This is a genomic window from Bradyrhizobium sp. BR 10289, assembly GCF_019455385.1.
Lineage (GTDB): Bacteria > Pseudomonadota > Alphaproteobacteria > Rhizobiales > Xanthobacteraceae > Bradyrhizobium.
Genome location: NZ_JACOFR010000023.1, coordinates 79518 through 105917, shown reverse-complemented (window position 1 = coordinate 105917; position 26400 = coordinate 79518). Strand labels below are relative to the sequence as shown.

The 26400-nt window shown below is 65.4% G+C and carries 26 protein-coding genes; 13 read left to right on the top strand and 13 right to left on the bottom strand.

Features of this window, described 5'->3' with window-relative positions:
* Nucleotides 1–189: 189 nt before the first annotated feature.
* Complete coding sequence (locus HYH08_RS29580; RefSeq protein ID WP_220013355.1) at nt 190–1917, bottom strand: hypothetical protein; 1728 nt, start codon at nt 1915–1917, stop codon at nt 190–192.
* A 422-nt stretch (nt 1918–2339) separates the two neighbouring features.
* On the opposite strand from HYH08_RS29580, the gene HYH08_RS29575 reads away from it, so the two are divergent.
* The gene (locus HYH08_RS29575; protein ID WP_220013354.1) at nt 2340–3188 is read left to right on the top strand and encodes a caspase family protein; all 849 of its coding nucleotides are present in this window, start codon (nt 2340–2342) and stop codon (nt 3186–3188) included.
* 161 nt (nt 3189–3349) lie between these two features.
* Here HYH08_RS29575 and HYH08_RS29570 read toward each other — a convergent pair whose 3' ends face one another.
* From HYH08_RS29570 to HYH08_RS29560, 3 genes are all read right to left on the bottom strand, one after another.
* Nucleotides 3350–4234: an efflux RND transporter periplasmic adaptor subunit gene (locus HYH08_RS29570; protein ID WP_220013353.1), complete on the bottom strand. Its 885-nt coding sequence runs from the start codon at nt 4232–4234 to the stop codon at nt 3350–3352.
* A 285-nt stretch (nt 4235–4519) separates the two neighbouring features.
* A complete protein-coding gene (locus tag HYH08_RS29565) occupies nt 4520–5650 on the bottom strand; it encodes a lactonase family protein (RefSeq protein ID WP_220013352.1) in 1131 nt (376 codons plus the stop codon).
* A gap of 110 nt (nt 5651–5760) precedes the next feature.
* Nucleotides 5761–5898: a hypothetical protein gene (locus HYH08_RS29560; protein ID WP_206736206.1), complete on the bottom strand. Its 138-nt coding sequence runs from the start codon at nt 5896–5898 to the stop codon at nt 5761–5763.
* 140 nt (nt 5899–6038) lie between these two features.
* Here HYH08_RS29560 and HYH08_RS29555 point away from each other — a divergent pair, with 140 nt between their 5' ends.
* The 3 genes from HYH08_RS29555 (at nt 6039) to HYH08_RS29550 (ending at nt 8678) form a co-directional block, all read left to right on the top strand.
* Complete coding sequence (locus HYH08_RS29555) at nt 6039–6215, top strand: hypothetical protein (RefSeq protein ID WP_220013351.1); 177 nt, start codon at nt 6039–6041, stop codon at nt 6213–6215.
* A gap of 96 nt (nt 6216–6311) precedes the next feature.
* Complete coding sequence (locus HYH08_RS37730) at nt 6312–6434, top strand: hypothetical protein (protein ID WP_349631470.1); 123 nt, start codon at nt 6312–6314, stop codon at nt 6432–6434.
* 144 nt (nt 6435–6578) lie between these two features.
* A complete protein-coding gene (locus tag HYH08_RS29550) occupies nt 6579–8678 on the top strand; it encodes a methyl-accepting chemotaxis protein (protein ID WP_220013350.1) in 2100 nt (699 codons plus the stop codon).
* A 106-nt stretch (nt 8679–8784) separates the two neighbouring features.
* On the opposite strand, the gene HYH08_RS29545 is transcribed toward HYH08_RS29550, so the two are convergent.
* Nucleotides 8785–10482, bottom strand: coding sequence for a GMC family oxidoreductase (locus HYH08_RS29545; RefSeq protein ID WP_220013349.1), 1698 nt, complete (start codon nt 10480–10482; stop codon nt 8785–8787).
* 115 nt (nt 10483–10597) lie between these two features.
* Nucleotides 10598–11479 carry an SDR family oxidoreductase gene (locus tag HYH08_RS29540; protein ID WP_220013348.1) on the bottom strand — a complete coding sequence of 294 codons (882 nt, stop codon included), beginning with the start codon at nt 11477–11479 and terminating at the stop codon, nt 10598–10600.
* Nucleotides 11480–11582: 103 nt separating this feature from the next.
* On the opposite strand from HYH08_RS29540, the gene HYH08_RS29535 reads away from it, so the two are divergent.
* Nucleotides 11583–12473: a LysR family transcriptional regulator gene (locus HYH08_RS29535; protein ID WP_220013347.1), complete on the top strand. Its 891-nt coding sequence runs from the start codon at nt 11583–11585 to the stop codon at nt 12471–12473.
* 3 nt (nt 12474–12476) lie between these two features.
* Here the strand turns inward: HYH08_RS29535 and HYH08_RS29530 are convergent, their stop codons facing one another.
* Complete coding sequence (locus HYH08_RS29530) at nt 12477–12737, bottom strand: hypothetical protein (protein ID WP_220013346.1); 261 nt, start codon at nt 12735–12737, stop codon at nt 12477–12479.
* Between the two features lie 158 nt (nt 12738–12895).
* Nucleotides 12896–13198 carry a 30S ribosomal protein S21 gene (gene rpsU, locus HYH08_RS29525; protein WP_220013345.1) on the bottom strand — a complete coding sequence of 101 codons (303 nt, stop codon included), beginning with the start codon at nt 13196–13198 and terminating at the stop codon, nt 12896–12898.
* 417 nt (nt 13199–13615) lie between these two features.
* Here rpsU and HYH08_RS29520 point away from each other — a divergent pair, with 417 nt between their 5' ends.
* The 3 genes from HYH08_RS29520 to HYH08_RS29510 all read left to right on the top strand — a co-directional run bounded on the left by HYH08_RS29520 (nt 13616) and on the right by HYH08_RS29510 (nt 14443).
* The gene (locus HYH08_RS29520) at nt 13616–13825 is read left to right on the top strand and encodes a cold-shock protein (protein WP_220013377.1); all 210 of its coding nucleotides are present in this window, start codon (nt 13616–13618) and stop codon (nt 13823–13825) included.
* Between the two features lie 96 nt (nt 13826–13921).
* The gene (locus HYH08_RS29515) at nt 13922–14164 is read left to right on the top strand and encodes a transcriptional regulator (RefSeq protein WP_220013344.1); all 243 of its coding nucleotides are present in this window, start codon (nt 13922–13924) and stop codon (nt 14162–14164) included.
* Nucleotides 14165–14227: 63 nt separating this feature from the next.
* Nucleotides 14228–14443: a hypothetical protein gene (locus HYH08_RS29510; protein ID WP_220013343.1), complete on the top strand. Its 216-nt coding sequence runs from the start codon at nt 14228–14230 to the stop codon at nt 14441–14443.
* Between the two features lie 192 nt (nt 14444–14635).
* Here the strand turns inward: HYH08_RS29510 and HYH08_RS29505 are convergent, their stop codons facing one another.
* From HYH08_RS29505 to HYH08_RS29495, 3 genes are all read right to left on the bottom strand, one after another.
* Nucleotides 14636–14872 (bottom strand): hypothetical protein, encoded by a 237-nt coding sequence (locus HYH08_RS29505; RefSeq protein ID WP_220013342.1) that lies wholly within the window; start codon nt 14870–14872, stop codon nt 14636–14638.
* A gap of 127 nt (nt 14873–14999) precedes the next feature.
* Nucleotides 15000–17666: a bifunctional diguanylate cyclase/phosphodiesterase gene (locus HYH08_RS29500; protein ID WP_220013341.1), complete on the bottom strand. Its 2667-nt coding sequence runs from the start codon at nt 17664–17666 to the stop codon at nt 15000–15002.
* A 276-nt stretch (nt 17667–17942) separates the two neighbouring features.
* Nucleotides 17943–18647: a hypothetical protein gene (locus HYH08_RS29495; protein ID WP_220013376.1), complete on the bottom strand. Its 705-nt coding sequence runs from the start codon at nt 18645–18647 to the stop codon at nt 17943–17945.
* 206 nt (nt 18648–18853) lie between these two features.
* Here HYH08_RS29495 and HYH08_RS29490 point away from each other — a divergent pair, with 206 nt between their 5' ends.
* Nucleotides 18854–19846, top strand: a complete 993-nt coding sequence (locus HYH08_RS29490) for a LysM peptidoglycan-binding domain-containing protein (RefSeq protein ID WP_220013340.1) — start codon at nt 18854–18856, stop codon at nt 19844–19846.
* A gap of 385 nt (nt 19847–20231) precedes the next feature.
* Nucleotides 20232–21503 (top strand): Spy/CpxP family protein refolding chaperone, encoded by a 1272-nt coding sequence (locus tag HYH08_RS29485; RefSeq protein WP_220013339.1) that lies wholly within the window; start codon nt 20232–20234, stop codon nt 21501–21503.
* Between the two features lie 63 nt (nt 21504–21566).
* Here HYH08_RS29485 and HYH08_RS29480 read toward each other — a convergent pair whose 3' ends face one another.
* The gene (locus HYH08_RS29480) at nt 21567–22433 is read right to left on the bottom strand and encodes a hypothetical protein (protein ID WP_220013338.1); all 867 of its coding nucleotides are present in this window, start codon (nt 22431–22433) and stop codon (nt 21567–21569) included.
* A 115-nt stretch (nt 22434–22548) separates the two neighbouring features.
* Here HYH08_RS29480 and HYH08_RS29475 point away from each other — a divergent pair, with 115 nt between their 5' ends.
* Genes HYH08_RS29475 through HYH08_RS29465 form a run of 3 tightly spaced genes read left to right on the top strand, consistent with a single transcriptional unit; the run spans nt 22549 to nt 23451 of the window.
* Nucleotides 22549–22764, top strand: a complete 216-nt coding sequence (locus HYH08_RS29475; protein ID WP_220013337.1) for a hypothetical protein — start codon at nt 22549–22551, stop codon at nt 22762–22764.
* 49 nt (nt 22765–22813) lie between these two features.
* Complete coding sequence (locus HYH08_RS29470) at nt 22814–23050, top strand: AbrB/MazE/SpoVT family DNA-binding domain-containing protein (RefSeq protein WP_220013336.1); 237 nt, start codon at nt 22814–22816, stop codon at nt 23048–23050.
* Nucleotides 23047–23451: a PIN domain-containing protein gene (locus HYH08_RS29465; RefSeq protein WP_220013335.1), complete on the top strand. Its 405-nt coding sequence runs from the start codon at nt 23047–23049 to the stop codon at nt 23449–23451. Before HYH08_RS29470 ends, HYH08_RS29465 begins: the two co-directional genes overlap by 4 nt.
* A 441-nt stretch (nt 23452–23892) precedes the next feature.
* Here the strand turns inward: HYH08_RS29465 and HYH08_RS29460 are convergent, their stop codons facing one another.
* Nucleotides 23893–26340 carry an adenylate/guanylate cyclase domain-containing protein gene (locus HYH08_RS29460; RefSeq protein WP_220013334.1) on the bottom strand — a complete coding sequence of 816 codons (2448 nt, stop codon included), beginning with the start codon at nt 26338–26340 and terminating at the stop codon, nt 23893–23895.
* Nucleotides 26341–26400 lie beyond the last annotated feature (60 nt).

Below are 26400 nucleotides of genomic sequence, written 5' to 3'. Positions count from 1 at the left end.
CCAACGATTGGGCTTTCAACTTCCTGTCATTGCACGACGATCTCTTGTTCGTGTCCCGGACGCGGTGCGGCGTGCAACGCCGCTCCGCAGAGCCGGGACCCAGAAAATCACGGACACAGTTCTCGGCGGCATGGGCCGCAGCTCTGCAGCGCATCGCGGGGGGCACTGCGTCCGGGGCACAAGACCACCTCACCCCCGCGTCATCGCCCGCTTCGCTACCGCAAGTCCCATCAGCACGAAGGCCGAGGTCACCTCGGGCCCGCCGACCAGAATCCGCGTCGGTGTCTTCATCTTGTTCCATTCATAGGCCCGGAACGGGCCGCGGCGGCCGCCTTCGCCGAGGCTGGTGACGATGATGTTCAGCGCCGGCGCGAAGGCGCGCGGGTCGGCGCCGAGATGGCCGAGCGCGATCAGCGCCAGCGCAGCGTCGAACACGTTCATCTCGGCGGCCATCAGCTCGCCCTTCACATAAGCGAGCACGCGGTGGCGGATGAAATCGAAATCGCCGTCGGGATCGATCGCGGCCTGTGCGGCAAGAGGCAGCGCCAGGAAGGCCGCGTAGCAGCGGCCGAAATAGGCGCTGTAGAGCTCCGGCAGATAATAGATATGCGAGCGCGGATTGGCGAAGGCGCCGCTGGCGGCGAGGCGCTTCTGGAACCCGATGATCCGGTGCACCGTCGCCAGCCGCGCCGGCGTCTCCAGAATTTTCCAGCGCTGAAGGTTGCGAAAGCTGACCTCGAGGATGTCGAGATTGAGCGTCGGATCGAGATCGTTGCCATAGGGACGCTCGCCCTTGAGGTTGTCGATCCAGGTGGCAACGCCGCCCTCATAGTCGATATTGTCATTGAGCGGCACCGTCACGCGCGGCGCGTTGACGCCGGCGCGCACCTGGTAGCCCGCGTAGAAGTCGAGCAGTGGCTGGTCGATGATGGGGTCGGTGCAGCCGGCCTGCGTTGCCGCCGAGATCGAGCACGCCGTGGTGTCGCAGTCAGGCACATAGATTCCGAAGCCGAGGTCCTGCTTGATCTGGGCGAAGAACCGGGAAAAGCGCGGATGCGGCGCCGGCGCCAGTGCGGTGACGACGTTGAACCGCGCGCCGTCGGTGCCCTCGACCTCCTCGCGGCTGATATTGACGCAGAAATCGACCATGTCGGCGATCGCGCGCTCCGCGGCCATCTTGTCGGCGGGCGAGGCGAGGCCGGTCTCGACGAAGCTGAGCAGCGCCTCGATGAAGAACGCATCGTAATAGGCCGAGCGGTGGCGGATCTGCACCGGCTCCCACATCGGCTCGGCAATCCCGCGCCAGGGCGGATTGACCACGGCTTCTGCCTTCGATCGCGCGATGAAGACGCGGGCGAGGTTGAACAACAGCGAGGAGTTCTTGTAGCCGCGCGCGTTCAGTCCGGTCAGCGCCATGATCAGCTCACGGCCGCGAAAGTCGGGATCGCCGATCAGGTTGAACGCGGCATAGGTCGGCAGGAAGCCGTTGTTGCGATACGACCCCAGCAGATGCTGCGCGCAGTCGCGGATCACGCCGTCGATCTGCGCCTGCGGCGGCGCGGAGCCGGTGAAGATCGCCGGCGGCGGTTTGGGATGGTCGAGCGAAATGCTGTCGACGAGCTCTGCGACGGGCTGGCCGACCGCCGCCCAATCGGGCTCGGCATCGTCGCGGGCGCGCGCCAGCGCCTCGCGCAGCCTGGCCAGCTTGGCGTCATTGCGCAGCTCGGGCAGGCCGGCGCGTCGCAGCAGGATCCGCAATGCGGGATTGCCGAGCGCAGTCTTGTAGAATTTGGCCAGATGCGGATCGCCGCCGGCGGCTCCCGACAGGACGGGATCGCAGACCTCGTAAAGCGAGGGGCCGTCCTTGCGCGCCGTCAGCGCCCGGCAGGCGGCGCCGGCAAAATAATGAAAGTTCATGAAATACCTGGTCGCGGGACCTTGCCCGGGACCGGCGCGCGCGCAGCCGTCCGCCCGCCACCCCCTGCAAGTCTTTGAAAAAGCTACCCGGATTCGCGGGAAATACAAATGTGACGGTGGTCACGGAAAAACCCGGCTCGCGGGCTGCATGATCACCCCCGGAAGGCTACGGGGACGCCAAAAATCCACGTTTCTGGTTCGGAGAATTAACCAATAGCTTCAGTGACTTAGCTCAAATTTTGGGCGATCTATTGCCGGGGAGGCGATATCCGGTTAAGGGTTTGTTTGGTGCGGCGCCGCAAATTGCGCGCAATTCGGGGGCACTCCCCCGGCCAATCCCTCAAACCTAAAGACGCTATCGCGCTACTCAAACTGTGTGCGCGCGCTTGGCTGGTCTTTGGCCCTGACAGGAATGAACCGAGATGAATGTAAGGCAGCTCGACATTTCCCGACGCACGATCGCGGTGGCCGCGGCCCTCATCGGCACGGTCTCGCTCGTGATCGGTGCCCATGCTGCCCTCAACATGCGTGCGCTCGATGCCGCCAAGGCCGTGACGACCGATCAGGTCACCGGCTCGGTCGGCCAGACCTCGCGCCTCGCGCTCGTCATCGGCAATGGACATTATCCCGACGCCAGCGCGCCGCTGACGCAGTCGATCAACGACGCCCGCGCGCTGTCCTCGACCCTGCGCAAGAGCGGCTTTGACGTCGACATGGTGGAGGACGCCACCAAGGACGACATGGTCCGCGCCGTCAATCGCCTGAAGTCGCGGATCAAGCGCGACACCGTCGTCATGCTGTTCTTCGGCGGCTTCGGCGTGCAGGCCGGCCGCGAGAGCTACATGCTGCCGGTCGATGCCGTGATCTGGAAGGAAAGCGACGTCCGCCGCCAGGGCGTCTCGATCGAGGGCGTGCTCGAGATGATGAAGGAGCAGGGCGCCAAGGCCAAGCTCGTCGTCCTCGATGCCTCCCGCCGCAATCCCTATGAACGCCGCTTCCGCTCCTACAGCCATGGCCTGGCGCCGATCAGCGCGCCCGACAATGCGCTGATCCTGTCCTCGGCCTCGCCCGGCAAGGTCGTCGACGACGGCAAGGGCGAGCACAGCGTGCTGGTCAGCGAGCTGCTCGGCAATCTCAATGCCCAGGGCAGCGCCGAAAGCGCCTTCAACAAGACCCGCATCGCCATCTCCCGCGCCAGCGAAGGCGACCAGGTCCCGACCGTGTCGTCGTCCTTGCTCGAAGACGTGAATTTCGACCAGGCCGGCGGGTAAGTTTCTTAACGCGCAAAGTCTCGTGCCCCGGACGCGCCGCATCATGCAATGATGCGACGCTGAGCCGGGGCCATTCTTTTGGCCTGTCATTTTGCGGGGGATGGGTCCCGGCTCTGCGCAGCAGCGTTCCACGCTGCAGCGCGTCCGGGACATGAGCGGCCCTACTTCGCCGCTTCCACGGCCATCGCCGGGCGCACCGGATCGCCCTCACGCAGCAGCGCGCCGGCGCGGGCGACCACGACGTCGCCTTCGTTGAGGCCGTCGCGGACCTCGATATTGCCGCCCGACATCAATCCGATCTCGACGCGCTTGGTCTCGACCCGGTTGCGGCGGATCACCTGCACCACGGTGCCGGCGGAGGAATATTGCACGGCGGTGAGCGGCACCGCGACGTTGCAGCTCTGCCCGGTCTTGATCAGCGCGCGCCCGCTCGCGTTCAGCAGCAGCCGCTTCTGCGAGGAGATGCCGATATAGACCATGCCCTGCTGGATGTTCGGCTCGACGGTCGGCCCGATGCGGCGCACCTTGCCGTCGATGTCGCCGGCGCCGGCAATGCGCACGGTGGCCTGCTGGTTGACTGCGAGCTTGCGCACATCGGTGGTGGCGACGAGGCCGACGAGATCATATTCACTGCGCGCCACGATCGTGAACAGCGCCTCGCCCTTGGCGGAAGCAAGGTTCCCGATCTGCGCGGTCGAGGTCGCGATCACGCCCGCCACCGGCGCCGTCACCTGCAGCGTGCCGCCTTCGGGCAGCGCAAGGCGCGCCAGCACCTGGCCGGCCGTGGTGGTCTCACCGGCTTCCGCCAGCACTTCCGTGACTTTCAGGCCGGGGCGCTCGGGCCGCACCGAGGTTTCCTCGCGCGCGATGATCGTGCCGGTGGCCTCGACGATGTCGGAGAAGCAGGATTTGGCGACCTTCAGCACCGTGACCGCCGGCCCCTTGGGCGCGTCGTCCTCGGCGGCCAGCATGGGCTGCGCGGACAACAGCAGCCCGGTGAGAGCAACGAGATGTCGGGAAAAGGAACGCACAGGCAATGGACGCATCGGTCATTCCGGTTGGGGCCTTGACGGCCTCATCGATAGCAGAAGCGCCAGCGGTGGGCCAAGGGGACGGCATGGTCCGGCCGGATGAGACCGCTGCAGCGCAGGCGGCGCGATGCCGCTTGTTGAATTAGTCTTCAAAGGGGCAAAGAGGTTCGCGGGTGGTTGCCACCCGGCAGACTCGTCATGCCCGGGCTCGTCCCGGGCATCCACGTTCTTCGTTCTGGGTGGCAAGGCGTGGACGGCCGGGTCAAGCCCGGCCATGACGATGCGGAGGCATCGCGGCCCTCACGGCAAGCTCAAGAACTCCACCCAGTTCGGCTTCTTCCCGGTCGGATACGATTGCAGCTTGCTGAGCGCGCCGCTTGCCTGGTCGATCGCATAAACCGTCATGCCGTTGGAGAGCTCGCCGACCGCGGCGAGGTAGCGGCCCGAGGGATCGATGTTGAAGCCGCGCGGCTGCTTCTCGGTCGGCACGCTGCCGGTCGTGGTGAGCGTGCCGCTGTCAGCATCGACCTTGTAGGCCGTGAGCGTGCTCGTGGTGCGCTCGGAAGCGTAGAGGAAGCGACCGTCCGGGGTGATGTGGATGTCGGCGGCCCAAGGCTTTTGACCGGAGTCTTTGCCGGCAAATCCTTCAGGTAGCGCACTGGTGCGCTGGATCTCGGTCCAGGCGCCGCTTCTGGCCTCATAGCTGAACGCGGCAACGTCGCCGTTCAGCTCGTGGATGAGGTAGACGAACTTGCCGCCGGGATGGAACACGAAGTGCCGCGGCCCGGATTTCTCGGCCACCTTGATCGCGGGCGGATCGCTCGGCGTCAGGGCGCCGGCCGCGGCATCGAATGCGAAGGCCAGAATCTGGTCGGAGCCGAGATTGGTCGCGAACGCAAAACGGTTGTCGGGCGAGGGGAGGAAGGCGTGCGCGTTCAGCCCGGTCGGGATCACCTGCTTCGGTTCGGCCACGACACCATTCGCGGCAAGCGGATTCAGCGCGACCTTGTTGCCGCCATAGGAGGCGCTGAACAGCACCTTGCCGTCGCGGTCGGTGGCGATGTTGGCCATGCTGTCGGCGAGCGGTCCGTTGCCGATGTGGCTGAGCTGGCCCGTCTTCGGGTCGATCGCAAAGCTCACGGCCTGGAACGGCTGCGAACGGACGCCGGCAATCAGCAACCGGTGGTCGGGCGTGATCGCGAGCGGAGTCGATGAGCCCGGCTTCTCGACACCCGTGAAGGCGACGGTCTGCACCGGAATCATCTCGCCGGTGTCGGCGAGCTTGAACACGCTGATGTCGTTGCTGTCGGCGTTGCCGACATAGGCGAAGGTCTCGGCCATGCCGGCACGGACTCCCGAAATGAGGGTGAGAAACGTCAGGGTGGTGGCGATCGCGGCGCGGGACGCGATGCGGCTGGTCGGTCTCAACATGGGCTCCTCCCGGACGTGACGTCGTTATCGTTTTGCCGGAGGATAGCGGCAGGCGCGCCGCCGCACCAAATTCGAGTTGGGATTGATCGATGCTGGAATCGTATTGGTCGCTACCGCACCGCCGCCGTCAGGTCGCGGGAGGGCAGATGCGGTCCGGCCGGACGATCCGGCGGCCCGAGCACGGTCCACACCGCAACCGCCAGCAGCGCCGAGGTCAAAATGGTCCAGGCGACTAACCGTTTCCGCATCAGGCCAGATCCGTCAATTCATGCACTGCACACAGCAGAGATCGTGCACTGCAACCGCCGACGATCCTATGAACTCGTTCACAGGCAAAACAGTGGCGCGCCGATTGCGAACCAATGCCGCGCGAGCGCATTAACGGTTCATGCCTCGCGAAAACGATCTCGAAGGCCAGCCCGACATGGGCGGCAAGCATGGTGGTCAGGCCGGTCAACCCAAACCGCCAGTGCCCCCGCGCGAAGGTCCGCGCGACGAGGATGTCGTGGCAAAGCGCCACACCGGTCAAACCGATCGCAGCACCCCGCCGACCAAATCAAAATAGCGCCTCGCCCGCGCCGCACGGATATTGGGAACGGCAGCCCGATCTTGCCGTTGCCTTGATCCTGCGGGCGGAGTAGCCCGAAACGGAGGCTGGCACGTGTTTTGGATTTATTGGGACACCGCCTGGTCGCTCATCATCAGCGGCATCATGTTCACCACCATCGTCACCCATCCCGACGCCGAGTTCGCCGAGATCAGGGCGGCGAAGCAGCTGAAATGAGCGGGCTGCGTCCGGGCGTTCTTCTCCGTAGTTCGACGGGTATCGCTCGCGCACGCCGCCGGCGACAACCCATTTGGTGAACGAAATCTTAGGGGGGCGGCCGGTATTTTTCTGCATCTTTTCCGCAGGACCCCGGCGCTCCCCATGGCATTGTTCGGCAATCCCTCCATTCGCTCCGTGCTTGGCGCCATCATCGGTGTCCTCGGCCTGTTCCTGGTCGGGCAGCTCGCGACTGGACTGTTCGGGGCCATCGCCCGTGACGGCGCCGCGCAGAAGGTCGAGCGCTTTGCCAGCACCGACCAGCAGCTGTTCGCGACCCTGCTCGGCTTCCGGCTCGAACGCGGCACCTTCCTGTCGGCGCTGGTCGCGGACACTCCAGCCAATGCCGCTGCCGACAGCCGTATCGCCACCAACCGGCAGTTGTCGGAGGCGGCCTATAAAAGCGTGCGTGAGCGCCTCGACGGCGTGCCCGATTCGCGCCTTGCCGGCTCGGTGAGTAAATTCACCGCCGCGCACGATGCGCTTGTGCCGTTGCGATCGAAAGCGGAAACCGCGATTCACCAGGCCAAGGTTGAGCGTGACGCGAAAGTCGGTGACGACTTCCGCAAGGCCGCGCAGGATTATCTCGATGCGATCCTGGCGCTGACCGGCGAGCTCGAGAACGCGCTCAAGCTGACCGATCCCGTGGTCGATCATCTGCTCGGCGTCAAGCAATCGGCCTGGGCCGCGCGCAATTTCGGTGGCTTGGTCGCCATCCGCCTCGAAGCTGCGGCCGCGAGCGGCAAGCCCTGGAGCGCTGCCGACATGGTCGGCGCCGCCGAAGACACCGGCCGCGCCAGGCAGGCCTGGAGCCAGGTGCTGGACGCCGCCTCGCGCCCCGATGCGCCCGCAAGCCTCATCGACGTGATCGCGCGCTCGAAACAGGGCGAGGCTGCCGCCATGATCGAGCGCCAGCAGGGCTTCATCAAGGCATTGAGCAACAACCAGACCATCGACATCAAGATCGAGGATCTCTCCAAGCTCAACACCGCCATCCTCAATTCCAGCGTCGAGGCCGGCCAGGTTGCGCTCGCCGAGATGGTCGCCCGCGCCGGGCAGCAGATGACATCGGCAAAGTGGAGTCTCGTGCTCAACGGCGGCATGATGCTGGTCGCGCTCGCCATCACGCTGTTCGGCTTCATCCTGGTGACCCGCCGCGTCAGCACGCCGATCCGCAAAATGACGCAGGCGATGCGCCGCCTTGCCGAGCGCGACTATGCGATCGAGCTCGAAGGCATTGAGCGCGGCGACGAGATCGGCGAGATGTCGCGCGCGGTCGCCGTGTTCAGGGAGAACATGATGACCGGTGACCGCCTCGCCGAGGAGCAGTCGGCCGAGCAGGCGAAGAAGGAGCGGCGCCAGCTTGCCGTGGAGCGGCTGATTGGCGAATTCGAGAAGACCGTCACGGAATCGCTGCACACGCTGGCATCGGCCTCGGGCGAATTGAACGCGACTGCGCAGTCGATGTCGTCGACCGCCGAGCAGGGCTCGTCCAAGGCGGCTTCAGTCGCGAGCCTCTCGGGCGATGCCTCCTCCAATGTGCAGACGGTTGCGGCGGCCACCGAAGAACTCTCGGCCTCGATCAGCGAGATCAGCCGCCAGGTCGCGGAATCCTCCAGCATCGCTGGTGCCGCGGCCAGCGAAGCCGATCGCACCAATGCCGAGGTGCAGGCGCTGGCCGATGCCGCCCAGCGCATCGGCGACGTCGTCGCGTTGATCACCGGCATTGCCGAGCAGACCAACCTGCTCGCGCTCAACGCCACCATCGAGGCCGCGCGCGCCGGTGAAGCCGGCCGAGGCTTTGCGGTGGTCGCTTCCGAAGTGAAGAACCTCGCGACGCAAACCGCGAAGGCGACCGAGGAGATCACCGGCCAAGTCGCCGCGATCCAGGGCGCGACGCAGTCGTCGGTCACTGCGATCCGGTCGATCGGCACCACCATCCAGCGCGTCAACGAGATCGCGGCCGCGATCGCCGCGGCCGTCGAAGAGCAGGGCGCCGCGACGCGCGAGATCGCGCGCAACGTGCAGCAGGCCTCGCAAGGCACCAACGAGGTCTCGCGTCACATCACCGGCGTGTCGCAGGCCGCCGACCAGACCGGCGCCGCCGCAGGCGAGGTGCTGGGTTCCGCAAAAATGCTGGCGCGCCTGTCGGACGACCTCAGGCGCGACGTCGATCGCTTCGTCGGCGATCTCCGGGCGGCGTAGTTCAATACGGTGCCGTAGGGTGGGCACAGCGCAGCGTGCCCACCACGTCCAGATGGTGGGCACGACGCGCGAAGAGCGCGCCTTTGCCCACCCTACGCAGCGTCGATCACCCCACCATCGCGGCTGCGATCTTCTCCGCCGACATCAGCACCGGGAAATTGGTGTTCGCGCACGGCACCACCGGGAAGATCGAGGCGTCGACCACGCGCAGGCCCTGGATGCCCTTGACGCGGCCCTGGTTGTCGACCACCGCCATGGGATCATCGGCCCGGCCCATCCGGCATGAGCATGAGGCGTGCCACACGCCGATGGTCGCCTTGCGCACGAAGGCTTCCAGCGCCTCGTCGTCGTTGATCACCTGGTCGAAGGTGAAACCTTCGACCACGAAATTGTCGATCATGTAGTGGCGCAGCGCCGCCGGCCCGTCCATCAGCGTCGCGGCGATCTTGGTCAGGATTTTGTTCTTCGTGTTGACCACGCCGATCTTGCGGACCTTGTCGGTATAGGCGGCCGGGAACGGCTTGTCCGTCACCGTCTTCACGATATCGCTCATCTGAATGGCCGCCATCTTGCGGAAGCCGCTCATCAGGCGCTCGAGGTCGCGCCGGTCCGACAGCAGGTTGAATTCGACGATCGGCTCCGCCGTGGGATCGCGCGAGGCGAGCTTGACCTGCCCGGTCTCCGAATAGGTCTTGTTGACGAAGGTCAGGAGCGAGCCGATCTGCTCGCCGACCGCATGCCACGCCGATTTGGACAGCAGCACCACGAACATGTCGCCCTTCGGTACGCCTGCAAGGCCCGACGAATAGCGCAGGCCCAGTTGCATGTGGCGCCTGGTGTGCTCGTTCATGCGCGCGCCGCGGCGGACGAAGGAGGACAGCGAGATCGAGGGATGATCCATCAGGCGCTGGCCGACGCCCGGCAGTCCCATCAGCACGGGAATGCCGAGTTCCCTGAGATGACCGACCGGGCCGATGCCGGCGCGCAAGAGGTGCGCCGGCGAATGGATCGCGCCCGAGGCGAGAATGATCTCGCGGCCCCGGAATTCCTGCTCGCGTCCGTCGACCACGGCCTTCACACCGACGCATTGCGTGCCCTCGAACAGCAGCTCGCGCACCGGCGTGTTGGTGGAGATCATGAGGTTCGCCCGCTTGCGCGTGTCGCGATCGAGATAGCCCATCGCGGCGGAGACGCGCTGCTCGGCCTGGTTGGAATGCGTCACCGGAAAGAAGCCGTCGACGAATTCGCCGTTCTGGTCCGGCAGAAATTGATGGCCGGCCTGCTGGAAGGCGTCGGCAAAGGCCTGCGAATGCCGCGTCCAGTGCTCCCTTGGAATTCTGCGCACGGGAATTTTGCCGTCCTTGCCGTGATAGGGACCGTCGAAATCGAGGTCGCGCTCGACCTTCTTGAAAAACGGCAGCACGTCGTTCCAGGTCCAGCCCGCAGCGCCGCGCGCGTCCCATTCGTCGTAATCGGTCGGCGCGCCGCGATTGGCCATCTGACCGTTGATCGACGAGCCGCCGCCGAGCACGCGCGCCTGCTCGTATTTGCGGAGCGGCGGCCGCGCTTCGTTCGGATTGTTGTGGCTGACGACCTGGGTGGTGACCTTCAATTCCGTCCAGTGGAAGCGCGGATCGAAATAGGCCGTGCCCGGATAGCTGTCTCGGATTTCGGCCGGCTCGTTGCCGGGTGGTGTGTCCTGTCCGGCTTCGCACAGCAGGACCCTGTTGGCACTCTTGGCAGACAGCCGGTGGGCCAGCACGGACCCCGCCGAGCCGCCGCCCACGATAATGTAGTCGTACACGATTGGCGTTTCCTCTTGTTCTTGTCGGAAGAGGTTAGCGCGGTTTTATTCGGAGGTCACGCCACAGCCCCGGGCGTTGCGCCGCAGCGACGTCCGGGGCTCATTGCCGCTCCCGTCACGCGGACTTTTTCGCCGCGGCCGCGATCTCGTTTGCAAGATCGCGGTAAGAGTGCAGCGGACGTCCCAGCATGTTGGTCAGACGCGCGACGTCGCCGTGCTCGGGGATCATGCCATCGCTGACATAGCGCTCGGCCATCAGGCGCATCTCATAGGCCGTCCATCGCGGCATGAAACTCGCCATGGTCTGCTCGAAGCCGCTGGGATCGTCGCCGCCATAGACGATGGGGCGGCCGAGGATATCGGACCAGATCTTCGCCACGCCCTCGCCGGTCAAATTGTCGGGGCCGACCAGGTTGATGGTCTCGACCGGAAGCTTGTCCGCGGCCTGATCGCGACGGATCAGTTCGATCGCGGCGACCTCGGCGATGTCGCGCGCGTCGACCATGGCGATCCCCTTGCTGCCGATCGGCATCGGATAGACGCCGTGGTTGAGGATCACGTCCTTGATCATGTGCTCGTTGTCGATGAAGTAGGACGGACGCAGGATGGTGGCGCTGAAGCCCATCCGCGCGAGCATGCGCTCGGCGCCCGACTTCACGGCGAAGTGCGGCACGTTCACGGCGCCGTCGGCGTCGAACACCGACTGATAAACGACCCGTTCGACACCGGCTTCGCGCGCGATGTTCAGCGTGATGATCGCCTGGGTGAATTCGTCGCCGGTCACGGCGTTGAGCAGGAACAGCGTTCTCACGCCCGAGAACGCGGCGCGCAGTCCCTCGATGTCGAGCAGGTCGCCCTTGGCGATCTCGACGCCGGCCGGGAATTCGGCCTTGGCGGGGTCACGGGTCAGCACGCGCACCTTGGCGCCGCGCTTGACGAGTTGTTCGACGACATGGCGGCCGACACGGCCGGTGGCACCGGTTACGAGGATGGTCATGGGGGCACTCCTTGCTGGGGTTAAGAGACACCCCGCAAATTAGTGATCCACATTCGGACCGATAGTCGTTAAATATAGACTAACTGTCTCGCTGGTGGAACGAATGGACCTGCTTGCCCTCGCCGATTTCAACCTGGTCGCCCGTCATGGCGGCTTCGGGCGGGCCGCCCGGGCCACCGGCCGCCCGAAGGCGACGCTGTCCCGCCGGGTCTCCGACCTCGAAAGCAGCCTCGATCTGCGCCTGTTCGAGCGCGGATCGCGGGATCTCAAGCTCACCCAGGAAGGGCGGGCACTTTATGAACGGACGGGGGCATTGCTCGCCGAACTGGATGAGACTGCAGCTTCCATCGCGTCAGGCGGCGACAAGCCGCGCGGCCGCTTGCGGATCAGCGCGCCGCTGCTGTTCTCGCAGACTGCGATGGGAAAGCTCGCCGCCGCGTTCGCGTTGGACTATCCGCAAGTCCGGCTCGAGGTCACGACGGAAGACCGTGCCGTCGACATGGTCGAGGAAGGCTACGACCTCGTGATCCGCGTCAATCCGGATCCGGACGAAACGCTGGTCGGGCGAATCTTCCTGCGCGACCGGCTGGTGGTGGTGGCAAGCCCGAGCCTCGATCGTCCGGCCGAGGATGTCGCCGTACCGGCCGTGGTGCGCGGTGGGAGCGAAATGAATTCCGTCTGGGATGTGAAGATACAAGACCGAAGCTCACGGATCGCGACCGAGGCGGTGCTTCGCCTGTCATCGCTCATCATGGTGCGCGATGCGGTCCGGGCCGGCGTCGGCGCTGCGCGGCTTCCGATCTCGCTGGTGAGCCGCGACATCGCGGCCGGCAAGCTCGCCTATTGGGGGGATGTCACGGGACCCGAGATCGCGCTCTGGACGCTTTATCCCTCGCGACGGCTGCTGAGCGCGCGCGTCTCCGCGTTCGTCGATTTCCTCAAGGAGGCGTTCCCCACGGGGAGCCCCGAGGAGTTCGCAGCCTTCATCGACTGAGCCTTATTGCAGGACTTTCGGCATCACCACGACGACGTCGACCAGCTTGTTCAGCACCCGCGATGCGACCGCCGCGACGAGCGGCGAATAGCTGTCCTCGATGTCGGATGCGACGTCTTCGTTTCGGGCGAAGGCGTAGAGCATCGTGCCCTCGATTTCGTCGAAGCGGATGCCTGCGAAAACGTGATCGAATGCTTCGGCGCCGACCGCGCCCGCAACGAGCGCCTGGATCGCCTGGTCCTGAACGAGTGTGATCTTCATCATGTCGATGAGATATGGAATGGCCGCGCGAATGCAAGATGCGGCCGTCTTTCTGAGCCGGCATTGGCTTGAACATCAGCGCCAACAGACTGTTCCCCACCAATGAGCGCGCCATCTAATGAATCGTGTGGCCGAGCCGGCACCGGCCGTGCGCCTGTCGCTCACGTCGCCAGGGAACGAGAGCTCGCTGAGCCGACGGGCTCGGATGTCTGCGGCAGCGGCGGCCTGCGCTCCGGAGGCTTCTTCTTGGGCGGGGCCGGCAGCAGGCCTTCCCTGATCGCCTGCTTCCGGGCGAGCTTGCGGGCCCGGCGAACGGCTTCGGATTTCTCACGCGTCTTTCGCTCGGACGGCTTCTCATAGGAGCGCCGTTGCTTCATCTCGCGAAAGACGCCTTCGCGCTGCATCTTCTTCTTCAGGACGCGAAGCGCCTGGTCGACATTGTTGTCGCGGACGAGAACCTGCATTGAAACTCCTCGCTGGCTGCAAAACGGGCGATCCTGCACGCAGCCAATTGCGCAGGACATCGTTATGAATGGGAGGATGAGCGCAACCGCTCAGACTTTCGCCGAACTCGAACGAGCGGTGTGGCCCGTCACGGCGATGCGGTTCAATTGAGATGACGTGACCACCCTCGACCGGGCAAGTCAATCGATAAAGCCCCTCCTGGAGCTTTGCGTGCCATTTGGTGCAGTTCCCGGCGGCTGAAAACAAATCGGCTTATCTCCTTGCAAAAAACCGAAAGACGTGTATATTGAGCGTATTCGATTAGCCGCTGTGCCTTGTTGAACGCGCCCGCGGGCTCCTTTTCCAAAGACATCGACGAAGTTGAAACGACCGCGCGATCGTCGCGCGGCATGCGCTCGCGCGCTTTGGAGAAGAAAATGACGACAGGTACCGTGAAGTGGTTCAACGGCCAAAAAGGCTTCGGATTCATCCAGCCGAACGACGGCAGCAACGATGTGTTCGTTCACATCAGCGCGGTTGAACGCGCTGGTCTTTCCGGGCTGGCCGAAGGCCAGAAGCTCAATTACGAGCTCAAGACCGACAAGATGCGAGGCAAAGTCAGCGCCGAGAACCTCTCGCTGGCCTGATCTCGACGCACCGTTTCACGGATGTACTGAAACGGTAGCGTGCCCGCTCGATCCCCGGATTGAGCGGGTTCTGTCCATTGGATGAGAGGGTGAAGGATGAGCGCCAGCAAATCGGCAGGACCGTCACCTGAATCGATCGCCCGCGCCGCTCGCCAGCGGCTGGCCGCGGAAGAGGGCGTGCGGGCGATCGCGGACGTCGAACGGCAGGGCGTCGAGCTTCGCAAGAACATGGCCCGGCTGCGCGAGTTGCGCGAGGCCAAGGAAGCCGCCGACGCCGCTATTGCCGCGACATTGCCGCCGCCGGCGCCGAAAAAGCGCGCCAGGAAGCCGTCGCGATAGGTGGCCTCGATATCCGTCGATGAATTCGTCGCGGATCCAGTCACAAGCCGGAGAGCGCTGATCGTGCCCAGAGCAAAGTCGGACGGCCGCGGAACGATCACCTTTACGCTCGCGCTGGGCGCAGCCCGGCAGATATGCAGGCTGACGACGACATTTCAGACCGACAAGCAGGCCTTCAGCTACCTTCACAAATACCGGACGGAGTTCGAGCAGATGGCGCGGGCGCGGCTCGCGTCCGGAGAGCTCGAAGACGGCGTCGTCGTGCTCTCGATGCTCTAGGACCGGGCCGGCGAGATGCCGGGGCTATTTTGGAGAGGCTTTCGCACGGGCTTCCCGCGCCAGGCGCTCGGCCTTCAGCCGCTCGCGTTTCATCGTCGTCTCTGAAGTTCCCGACCGTGCGCAGCACGTCAGCGCCGCGCTCCGCGCCAGGATCGTCAGCGATCCGGGCGCGATGCTGGCGATGACCTGCCGTCAGTGATGGTGATGGCGCCAATTGCCGCGCCCGCGGTACCACCCATAGTGATGCCCGCGATTGCCATGCCAGCCGTGATGACCGTGACCATGGCCATGGCCGCCACGGACCTGGATCACGGCATCGTCCTGCGCGATGGCTGGCGGTGCCATGCCCAGCCGGGCTGAGGCCGGCGAGATTGCTCCCATCGTCGCGATCAGTGCCGCGGTCGCGGCCAGTCCGAAAAGCTTCGTCATTTTTCTCCCTCGCTGCTGGTCTGAATCGCCGCGATCACGGGCGATAGTCGAGCGCCAGCCTCAACGGGAAAAAGTGGCAATCGTTCCCAACGATTCGCATGAAGTGCGGGAGGGCGTCACACACCTGCTATGCCGCTTCCGTCTGCTTCGACAGCAGCTGCTTCAGCTTCGTCGCCGGCACGGCGGGGCTGAACAGCCAGCCCTGCATCTGGCTGCATCCGAGCTGGCGCAGCACCTCGGCCTGCGCCTCCGTCTCGACGCCTTCGGCGGTCGTTGCCATGTGGCGCGCGGCGGCCATGTGGACCACGGCCTGCACGATCGGGGAGGAGTCCTCCGAACGGCCGATGTCGTTGATGAAGCTGCGGTCGATCTTGATCTTGTCGAACGGGAAGCGGTGCAGATAGCTCAGCGACGAATAGCCGGTGCCGAAATCGTCGAGCGCGATGCGCACGCCGAGCTCGCGCAGCTGCTGCAGGATCGTCAGCGCCTCCGCATCGTCGCGGATCAGCACGGTTTCTGTGATCTCGAGCTCGAGCCGGCCGGGCGCAAGCCCCGACTCGGCGAGCGCGGCGGCGACCTTCAGCGCCAGCGACCGCGACCGGAACTGCACCGGCGAGACGTTGACGGCGATGTGGATCTTGCCGGGCCAGCTCGCGGCCTCGGTGCACGCCTGCCGTAACACCCATTCGCCGATCTCGCCGATCAGGCCGGTGTCTTCCGCGACCGGAATGAAATCGGCCGGCGAGACCATGCCGCGCTCCGGATGGCGCCAGCGCAGCAGCGCCTCGCAGCCGGTGACGACATTGGCCGCGAGATCGACCAGCGGTTGGTAATGCACCTCGAACTCGCCGCGCGCGAGCGCCTGGCGCAGATCGAGCTCGAGCTGACGGCGCAGCCTGGCCTTGGCGTCGTATTCGGGCACGAAGATGCGGAAGGTACCACGTCCTTCCGATTTCGCGGCGTACATCGCGAGATCGGCGCGCTTGAGCAACTCGTCGGGATTATCGCCATGCTCGGGCGCGATCGCGATACCGATGCTGGCATCGGTCCGGATGTCCTGGCCCTTGCAGCTCACCGGCGTCCGCAGCGCCTTGAGGATGGTGTCGGCGAGCGTCGCCAGCTCGGCCTGATCGCTGCTTCCGGCCTTGATGACGGCGAATTCGTCGCCGCCGAGCCGCGCGACGAGATCGTTGCCGCTGACGCAGGCGCGCAGGCGGCTTGCGACCTGGCGCAGCAGCTCGTCGCCGACCTCGTGGCCCAGCTGGTCGTTGACACCCTTGAACTCGTCGACGTCGATATAGAGGATCGCGAACGGCTTGCCTTGGGCCAGCTCGGCGACGCGGCGCTCGAGATGGCCGCGCATCAAGACGCGGTTGGGCAGGTCGGTCAGCGCGTCGTAATGCGCCATATGCGCGATGCGCTCGTCGGCGCGGATGCGCTCGGTGACGTCGTCATGGGTGGCGAGCCAGCCGCCAGAAGCGCCGGGCTGGTTCTTGATCTCGATCAGGCGTCCGTCGGCGGTCTCGACGATCGTGCTCTGGGTCAGTCCGACGTTGCTCAAAATGCCGTCGCAATAGGCATCGACGTCGCCCTCGAACGAGCCGGTGTCGTGGCGGTGCCGGATCACGTCGCGGAAATAGGCGCCGGGCTTCAGCACGGCCGCCGACAGATTGTACATCTCGATGTAGCGGCGGTTGCAGACGATGAGCCGCTCGTCCTGGTCGAACATCAGCAGGCCCTGCGTCATCGTGTTCATCGCGGTGTCGAGCCGCTGCTTCTCCAGCGACACGCGCCGCGTCACCTGGCGGAAGATCAGGAACAGCGTCAGTACCAAGAGGCCAATCGAGAGCGCGGCGACGTTGACGAAGAATTTCGTCTGCGCGCGCCAGGTGGCGAGCGTTGCGTCCAGCGACCTGGTCGCGACCACCACCAGCGGTTCGCCGGCGAGAAGGCGGGAGGCGACGATGCGGTCCTTGCCGTCGATCGGGCTGGTGAGCTTCGTCGAGACGGAGGTGCGATCGAACACCGCGTTCTGCTCCGCCGAGCCGATGCGATAGTTCTGCCCGATCATCGCGTCGACATGCGGAATGCGCGCGAGCAGCTGGCCGCTCTGATGGTACAGCGCGATCGAGGAATCCTCGCCGAGCCCGGCCGAGGCGAAGAAGGATTCGATCTGCTCCGGCGCGATCGCGCGCGAGACCATGCCGAGGAATTGGCCGTGCGGCCCGGAGACGCGCCGCGCGAACACGATCGCGGGGCCGTTGCCGATCCGGCCGCCGGGAACGACCTCGACCTCTTCCTGCGCAATCGGATCGTCCTTGAGCCGCTTGAAATAGTTGCGGTCGGCGACCGAGACGTCGGCGACCGGCCAGCGCCGCGACGAATTGATCAGAACGCCCTCGGAATCGAACACATTGGCGCCGGCGACGTCGGTCCAGCCGCTGGCCTTGGCGCGCAGCATCTGGTGCATGGCGAGCGAGCCCATCTGGCCGCGGAACAGCTCGGGTGACTCGATGCCGTGGCTTTCGAGCTCGGCGATGACGCTTTTCTGGAACACCGCGAAATCCGCGAACTCGCGGTCGTAATGCCGGGCGAGCAGCCGGACCGCACTCTCCAGGCTGTCGCGGCCGCTCTCGATCGCATTCTGCCGGAAGCGGTCGACGGTGAGCGCGGTGCCGATGGCGGTGGCAAGCATCAGCACGAAGCCGCCGGCGATCAGCCACGTCAGCGGCGCGCCGCGCCAGCGGCGGAGCAGCGCGCGCAGTCGCGCGGTCCATCGGATCGATGCGCCCATCCAGCCCTCCCGTGGGATGCAAGATGCAGCAAAACCGACAAGAGCCCGTTACCACGTAGGGTTAGGAGAATATGAATTTGAGTGGAATCAGAGGGTTGGTTCCACCGCCGAAGTTATTTGGCCCACCCAAACAGAACGGCGTCATGGCCGGGCTTGTCCCGGCCATCCACGCCTCTCGCCTCGGCACGAAGAACGTGGATGCCCGGGCCTTCGCCTCGCCGAAGCGGCTTCGGCCGCGCAGGCGGGACATGCCCGGCATGAGAGCGCAGCGAGATCTTACCGTTTGATCTCCCAGTTCAACGCTTCCGCATTGTCCTTGGCGAACATCTCGGGCACGTCGAACTTGCCGGTCTTGAGGTCATAGCGGCATGTCCAGTCCCCCAATCCCTTCACGGCCACGTTCTTCGGGTGCTTGTCCATTGCGCCCGACAGCGAGATCAGGAGGTAGCGATTGTTGGGCCAGTCGACGCCGAGCCAGCGATAGGCGTCCTCGGTGCCTTTCATCAGATTGGCCGAGATGTGGTAGTCGAGCTTCATCCTCTTGGTGTCGGGCCGGCTGTGGAAATAGGCCCAGGCGAGATCGCTGAGCGACTTCTTCGTCGCATTCACGAAGGCGCCGTTCTCGATATGGTAGAGAAACAGGTCCTGCGAGCCCGAGCCGGTCTTCTGCATCCGCACCAGCCATTGCGAGTCGCTGGTGAAGCGGAAGCCGGCGCCATAGCCCTGCTCCGGCTTCAGCTCCGTCATCTGGTCGCGGCGCCGCGCCCAGACCTGCCATTTGACGCCGAACAGGTCTTCACTGTCCTTCATATACTGCTCGAGCTTGGTGGCGCCGTCGGGCGAGGTGAAGGCGAGGTCGGCATCGTCGGTGAGGACGAAGCCCGGCGGCGGGCCGGAGGCGGCGAGTGCGGGGGAGGCGGCGAGCGTCAAGGCGAGCGCCAGCCAGGATGCGGTCCACGGCGCGGTGCGGAACGATGCGATCACGGAAAAATCCTTTGAAAATAGCCGCAAGAAAACCGGCAACAAAAACCGGCAAGGCGGCCTCGCTCATTGGACGCCGAGGGGGCCGTCCGGGTTCATCGGCCGCAGCGACGGGAGAGGATCATGCGATCGGCCGTCTTGCTGCCGGTGCCAAATCAGCGCAGGCTGCCGCCTTCGGCTGATTTGCGATTTAAGGTCCGTTTCCGATGATGACCGCATCCAAGGCCCTCATTGCGCTCTGTCTGCTTGCGGTGGTCGGCACCGTCTTGGTGATCGGCCCCACCGAGCTGCGCCGTCTGTTGCCCGGCGGGACCACCACCGAGGTCGCGAGGGCGGTGAAGCCGGAAGCCAAGGTCGCGGCCAACGTCGAGCCGAAGCCCGACGAACCGAAGCTCGCAGCGGCGCAGCCCACGCCATCTCCGTCGGCGGAACAGACCGCCCCGCCGAAGCCGGCTCCGCTCGCAGAAACCCAGAAACAGGTCACCGCCGCGCTCACCGATCTCGCTCCGGTCAAGCCGCCGGCGGCGCCGACCGATGCCGGTCCCCGCTTCGACGTCGCCCGTATCGATGACCAGGGCGAAGCGGCGGTGATCGCAGGCCAGGCCACGCCCGGCGCGAAGGTCGAGCTGCTGCGCGACGGCAAGGCGCTCGACAGCGTGGTCGCCGATGCGTCGGGCCAGTTCGTCGTGACGCCGCCAAAACTTCCCGCCGGCTCCTATGAATTGACCCTGCGTGCGAAAGCGCCCGATGGCACCATCACGCAGTCCAGCCGCACCATGCCGGTGACGATCGCGGAAGCCGCGCCGCCGCCCGCGCCTGCCGTCAAACAGGAGCCGAAGCAGGCCGACAAATCCGATGTCGTGGCGTCCTTGCCGGCGCCGCGTCTAGCCTCCGCTCCGGAAAGGCCGGCGGCCCGGCCCAGAATGATGGGCGCTGCGAAGCCGAAGGTTTTGGCGCGGGCGCCTGCGGCTACGACCGTCGCATCGGCGTCGCCTGCGGATGCGCTCACCGGCACGCCGGCGGAGGCGGGCGGCAGCCGGGTGATCTCGCGCGGCGACAGCCTGTGGGCGCTCAGCCGGCTCGCTTATGGCGACGGCGCCCGCTATTCGGTGATCGTCAACGCCAACCGCGACAAGATCCACAACCCCAATCTGATCTATCCCGGCCAGACTTTTGTGATGCCGCAGAAGGCGGAGTGAGGATGGTCTCTCCTCTCCCTCTCCCCGTTCTCTTGTCTAGCCGAAGCCCGCCTTCGGGCGAAGGCGGATACGGGGAGAGGCGTAGGCGGCCGATGGCCGCCGTACTTTAGAAGAACGCCGATGCAAAGCATCGGCTATGGTGAGGGGCCTCTCTCCAAACGGCCGTCTGTCGCGAGACCTGTACCCCCTCACCCGGATCGCGCCGGACGATGCTTCGCATCGCCGGGGGCAATCCGACCTCTCCCCGCAGGCGGGGCGAGGTAAGGGGTCCGCGACGCTTTGACCTGTACGCCTTCGGAACATTTAGTTCCCTCGCGCGTCTTTGTCTTGCGACGCGATGCGCGCCTGGCGCTGGAGGAGGGCCAAGGTGGAGAGGTCAGCGATCATGCCGGGATCACGGATGGGCCTTCCGCTGCTGGGTGCGGTCCTGGTGATGGCGGCAGTGCTGCTGCCGAATAGAGCCGAAGCCCAGTTCGGCATTCGCGGTGGCCCGCTTGGCGTTGCGCGCTTTGCCGTCGGCCACGTGATCGGCATGTCGCGGCTGCGCCATGCTCGCATGGCGGTGCGGGGCGGGCGCTATCGCTCCGCCGCGCTGCGGTCACAGGATCCCCGCGGCGCCGAACGCGAGCAGATGTCCAATCCCTACATCATCCGCGCGGCGCTCTCGGCGCAGGCCGCGCTGTCGGGCTGGCGCGGCGGCCGCCGACCGCAGGGCTGGTGGCGGCATCCCGACGGCAGCTACGGCTGGGCCGGCCCGGTGTTCTGGCCGTTCGCGCAGGACGATCTCACCAATGCGGTGATCTTCGCCGATATGACCAGCATCTCGCTTTACGGCTATGGCGACATCTACGCCGCGATCTTCGCGCCCTATGCGGTGACCGAGCTCGCCGCCTACACCGCGCCGCAAGGCCGGCGCACGCGAAAAATTCCGTCGGCGCAGGATATCTGCGACATCAGCGATCCCGCCGGCTTCCCGGTAGATCGCATCGCGAGCGCCGTGCAGCTGAGCGAATTGCAGCGCACCGCGCTCGACGAGCTCAGTGCCGCCTGGCGCGCCGCCAGTGACGGCATTCGCGCGGCGTGCCCGACGCAGGTGCCTGCGACGGCGGCGGATCGCCTCGGCCTGATGCGCCAGCGCCTCGAGGCCATGATCAAGGCGACCGATGCCGTCGCCACGCCGCTTGCGAAATTCGAAGGTCTCCTCGACGACGGCCAGAAGGCAAAGCTCGATGCGCTCGCGAACGAGCGCCGCGCCGCGCTCGCCGCCGGCCAGCGCAAGGATGCGCGGGCGGAAGCAGCCTGCGATGCCGGCTACGATCCCCGCTATGACATCCAGGCGCAGCGTCAGTACGAACAGCTCATCCAGCAGCAATGGCCCGCCGCCGAGATCGCGTCCACGCTCAAGCTCGACGAAGTCGCCCGCGCCCGCTTCGAAGTGCTCCAGGACACCACGCTCCGCACCCTGGAAACGCTCAGCGCCTGCCCGACCAAGCCCGAAGCGACCCCGCAGGCCCGCCTCGCCGCCGTGAAGGCCCGGCTGGAGACGATGCTGCAGTCCGTCAAGGACATCAGCGATGCGCTTGATGATTTCGAGGCGGACCTGAGCGACGAACAGAAGGCGGCGTTTGAGGCGATGGGGCCGAAGCGGGGGGCGTGATCAGAGCGTTTTCGAGCGAAGTGGATACCGGTTCGCGTCAAGAAAACGCGTCAAACCAACAGCCTATCCGCAGGCCCAGTCGAACTTCATATCCCTGAAGTCGAGCTGCGCATTGCCGCCGCCGAAATTGTAGCCGCCGAAATATTCCTCGAATTCGATGTAGAACGGGCTCATCTCCGGCACCGCCTGGCACGGCCGCATGGTGCCGCCGAGATGGTTGTGGGCGTGGTCCTTGCCCCAATCGTGCAGGCGGAAATTGTCGCGGCTCGGCACGCCGTCGACAAAATAGTAATAGGACTGGTAGCCGGTCGGCGGGTTTTTGCGCGTGTGCTCGTCTTGCGGGCCCTTGCCGGCGTTGGGATCATCAGCGCGCGGCGCGATTGCAATCGCGCGGGTCTCGGTGAGATCGGCGCGCGGCGGGTTTGCAAACATCTTCTTGGCGTAAGGCGCGGCCGCCTCGAAGAACGCACTGGCGCCGCCGACATCGAGCCAGCGCGGCCGGTCCGCCGTTGCGAGTGCCAGCGGCGCCGGCGGCGTCGCGAACGCGCCTTCGTACTCGCTCCTTGTCAGCAGCAGGGCCGCATATTCGTAATCGAGAATGTCAGTCATCCGCGAGAGCCGCGGATGCGCTGGCCGCGCCATCACCGCGTCGCGGATTTCAGGGTCATCCGGCGCGCCGCCGTCATTGTGGTCGGGCGCGGTCGCAAAGAAGGACACCGCGACGATGTCCTCGCCATGCACGCGATAATCCTCCGGCAGTTTGAGTGTAAAGCCGTGCATCAGCGGAAAGCCGGTGACGGGGTCGAGCGGCCATAACTCGCTGCTGATGCCCGGCGGCAGCCCATACACCCAGCCCTGGTCGCGCTCACGATCGACGGGCCGATCCAGCATCTGCAAATCATACGCGCGCGAGGGCAAGGCAAACGCCACGGGGCTCTCCCATCCGAATTCACGCCTCGCCGTTGAGGCGAGGGTTAGTCGCAGGGAGGAGGGATGTGGTTCGTGGAGGCATGCCACAAGAGATCGTCGCGCGGGTGGGGCTCAATTGAAGATCCCGGCGCGCGACGCCGAGGCCGCCGACGCCGCGCAGCTCAAGCGATCCATCCTCAAGGCCGCCTTCGAAGGCCGACTGGTTTCGCAGGCCGCGACGGACGAACCAGCGCGCGCGTTGCTCGCGCGCCTTGCCGTGGATCACAGCGAAGCTCCATCCCAGCGAGCGCTGCGCAACTCGGCGGGGTCAAAGGAGCTTGCAATCCAATGATATACATCGCATGATATACTTATAAAGAATGAATATCATGGAGGTTCCAGTGCAAGTCTCCAAATGGGGCAACAGCCTCGCGGTTCGCCTGCCCAAGGCCTTGGTCGATGAACTCGGGCTCAAGGAAGGCGATGAAATCGATGTCGTGTCCGCCCGAAAGGGCGTGATCGAAGTCGAGACCAAGGAAGAGCGGCGCCGCCGGGCGATCGAAAACATGCGTGCGCGGAAATGGCCGGCCCTGCCGGCGGACTACAAGTTCGATCGCGACGAGGCGAACGAACGGTGAGCGCGTTTCTCGATACCAACATTCTCGTTTACGCCCAGCAGACTGGCCCCAAGGCCACCATCGCGCAGGATCTGATCGCTCAGGGCGGGACGATCAGCGTGCAGGTCCTGAACGAACTGACGAATGTATTGCGCAAGAAAGACAATCGAAGCTGGCGCGATATCGAACTCGTTCTCGATGACGTCGACAACGCGCTCGATTCCGCTCTGCCACTGACAGCTACGACGACGCGTGCCGGCCTTGCGCTCGCGCGGGATCACGGCATCGCCTTCTACGATGCGCTGGTCGTGGCCACCGCGATTGAGGCCGGCTGCGACGTGCTGTACACCGAGGACATGCAGCACGGCCGCAGCATCGGCGGACTCTCCATCGTCAATCCGTTTCTGGGAAGCATGCCCTGAACGCCCAAACCCTCGAAGGCACTTGGCGAAAAGCTGGCCTAAATCCTCGTTGCTGCTATCTTGCCAGCCTGACGCCCACTCGAACGATATCCCTGAAATCAAGCTGCGCGGCTTCTGCGACGCCGATGACCACTTCAACAGCACGCTTGGCTGAGCTGGCAGACCTCTCAGAGGTCTTCATCGATGTCTCTGATATTGCAGAAACATCCGAGTCGTTTTTTCATGCAGCCAAATTACGGCACGCCGAGACCGCGACTCGAACGTCAGAGGCGCCGCCTGAACAGGATGAGCCTCGTCCAAAATCCCGATGATGCCATACTACCCCTGTTTTGCCCGACGCGTCAAGCGAAATTTCGAAAAATCCGCATTCGGCGCAGGCTCGCGAGATCAACCAGCACCTTCCCTACTGTGCATGGGGTTGTTTTCGAATTTTGTGGCCGGCTACCCGCGCATTCGCGCCGCTGCCGCATCCACCACGCTCTCCGCCTCGTCGTGCCAGCTCAAGATCTCCATTGCCAGCACCGGGTGATTGAACCCCTTGAGCTGGAGGTCATCGAGCGCGCGGGCTTCGACGTAGGGCTCGACCATGCCGTAGACGCGGCGGCTGACCACGATCTGGTTGGGCTTGGCCTCGCCGCAGAGGCGGGAGGCGAGGTTGGTGACGCTGCCGATCGCGGCATATTCCAGCCGCTGCTCGAAGCCGACCTGGCCGAGCGTGGCATAGCCGAGCGCGATGCCGATGCCGAACCCGAGGCTGTGCCCGCGGTTGCGCCAGCGCTCGGTCAAGGGGCCGATGGTGTCGCGCATCTCCACCGCCATCTTCACGGCGCGCTGGACGTGGTCCTCGAACTGGATCGGCGCGTTGAACAGGATCATCACGCCGTCGCCGGCATATTTGTCGAGCGTGCCCTCGTATTTGAAGATCAGCTTGCCGAGCGCGGCGTGATATTCGCGCAGCACGTTCATCGCCTCTTCCGGCTCGGTCGCTTCCGTGAACGCCGTGAAGCCGCGCAGATCGCAGAACACCACCGTGACCTCGCGGCGCTGGCTGGTGAGCAGCCCCTCGGGACTGTCGGAGGAGGCGATCAGCTGCGCCACCTGTGGCGCCAGGAAACGCTCGAGCTTGCGGATGCGCTCGATCTCGCCGAGCTGGGTCGCGACCCGCTCCTCCAGCGACTTGTTCCAGTCCTTGAGCTGCTCGGTCTGCTGCTTGAGCTTGTCGGCCTGGGCGCGCACGGTCTCGTGCGCCGCCTCCAGCGCATGGCTCTTGTGATCGACCTCGGTGAACAGCCGCGCATTGCGCATCGCCAGCACGGCCTGGTTGGCGAAGGTGCGCATCAAGCCGGTGACGTTGCCGGCGAACTCGCCGCTCGAGCGGCGCAGCACCACCAGCGAGCCCAGCGTGCCCTGCTGGTCGATTAGCGGCACCACCAGCACCGAATGGAAGCCGGCATTGACCGCGACATCGCGCAGCGGCTGCCCGGTCGCGTGGTCGAGATCGGCAATTGCAATCGGCTCGCCGCTTCTGGCGGCATCGCTCAGGATGTTGTCGTCCTGGTCGATCGTGACATGCGCGCCCTCAGCCGATTTGTCGATGCCGTTGGATTCGACCAGTTTGAAGCGGCGCGTCTCGGCATCATAGCCGTAGATCAGCACCGCGTCGGCATGGGTGATCTCGATCGCGCGCGCCGCAATGGTCTGCAGCACCGCGTTGAGGTCGAGCGAGGCGGCGACCGCGCGGCCGACCTCTTCCAGCACCTTCAATTCGTTGATCGACTGCGCGAGATCGCGGGTGCGCTCCTCGACCTTGGTCTCGAGATTGGAATAGGTCTCCTGCAGCTGGCCGGCCATGCGGTTGAACTGGCCGGCGAGGTCTTCCAGCTCGTCGGAGGTCTTGACGTCGATGCGGTGGTTGAAATCGCCTTCGCCGAGCTTGTGCGCGCCGTCGCGCAGCGCCGTGATCGGAATGATCATGCGGCGCGCCAAAAGCGTGCCGGCGAGGATCGCGACCATCAGGCCGATCCCTATCAGCAGCGCGATGCGCACAAGCTGGTCGCGGATCGGCATCAGGGCCTGCGCGGCCGGCTGCTCGAACAGCACGCTCCAGCCGAGCTTCGGCACGGTGCTCGCAGCTGCCAGCACCGCACGACCGTTGAAGTCGACGCCCGATGTGTCGGGCTCGCGGCCGGGCGCGATGGCAGCCGCGACCTGCGGCAGTTTCGACACATCCTTGCCGACTTCGGGTCCCTTCGACGACGTCGCCAGCACGCGGCCGTGCCCGTCGACCACATAGGCGACCGCCGCCTTGCCGACTTGCGCGTCGGACAGTAAGTCGGAGAGGAAGCTGAGATCGATCTCGGCCACGGTGACGCCGGCATTGAAGCCGGAATGCGCCACCGAGATCGACATCATCGGCGTCTGCTCCACGAACCAGGGCGGCGCATAGCTGACGCCACGGGTGACCGCTTCGGTGAAGCGCATGTCGCGCGCAAGGTCGGCATTGCTGCCGGTCGTGGTCGACTGGCGCGAGACGCGCAGCACCTCGCGACCGTCGCCGTTGAGCTGGAACAACTGCGTGACGACCGAGACCTGCTGCAGGAGCTGGGCGTAGTCGGCGCGGCGCTTTTCGAGCGTGTCCCGGCTGGCCGTCGTCACCCAGCTGATCTGGCGCCCGATCTCGGAGACGGATTGCTCCATCCGGCGCGCCGCGGCCTGTGCCTTGTCCTCGAGACCGTCGGTCAGCTGTGTCTTGGTGGCGCGGTAGGAGATCCATGTCTCCATTGCGCCGTTGACGGCGAGCACGAACACGACGAGGCCGACGAGGGAGACGACATATTTGGCGAACAGGCCCTCGCGCAGAAACCGTGTCTTGTCGTTCGCCCCAGCCATCCGGATCCTCTCGCGCTGCCATCGACGCTGCGCGCTACGGGCCGTGCGGGCCCCGCCGCC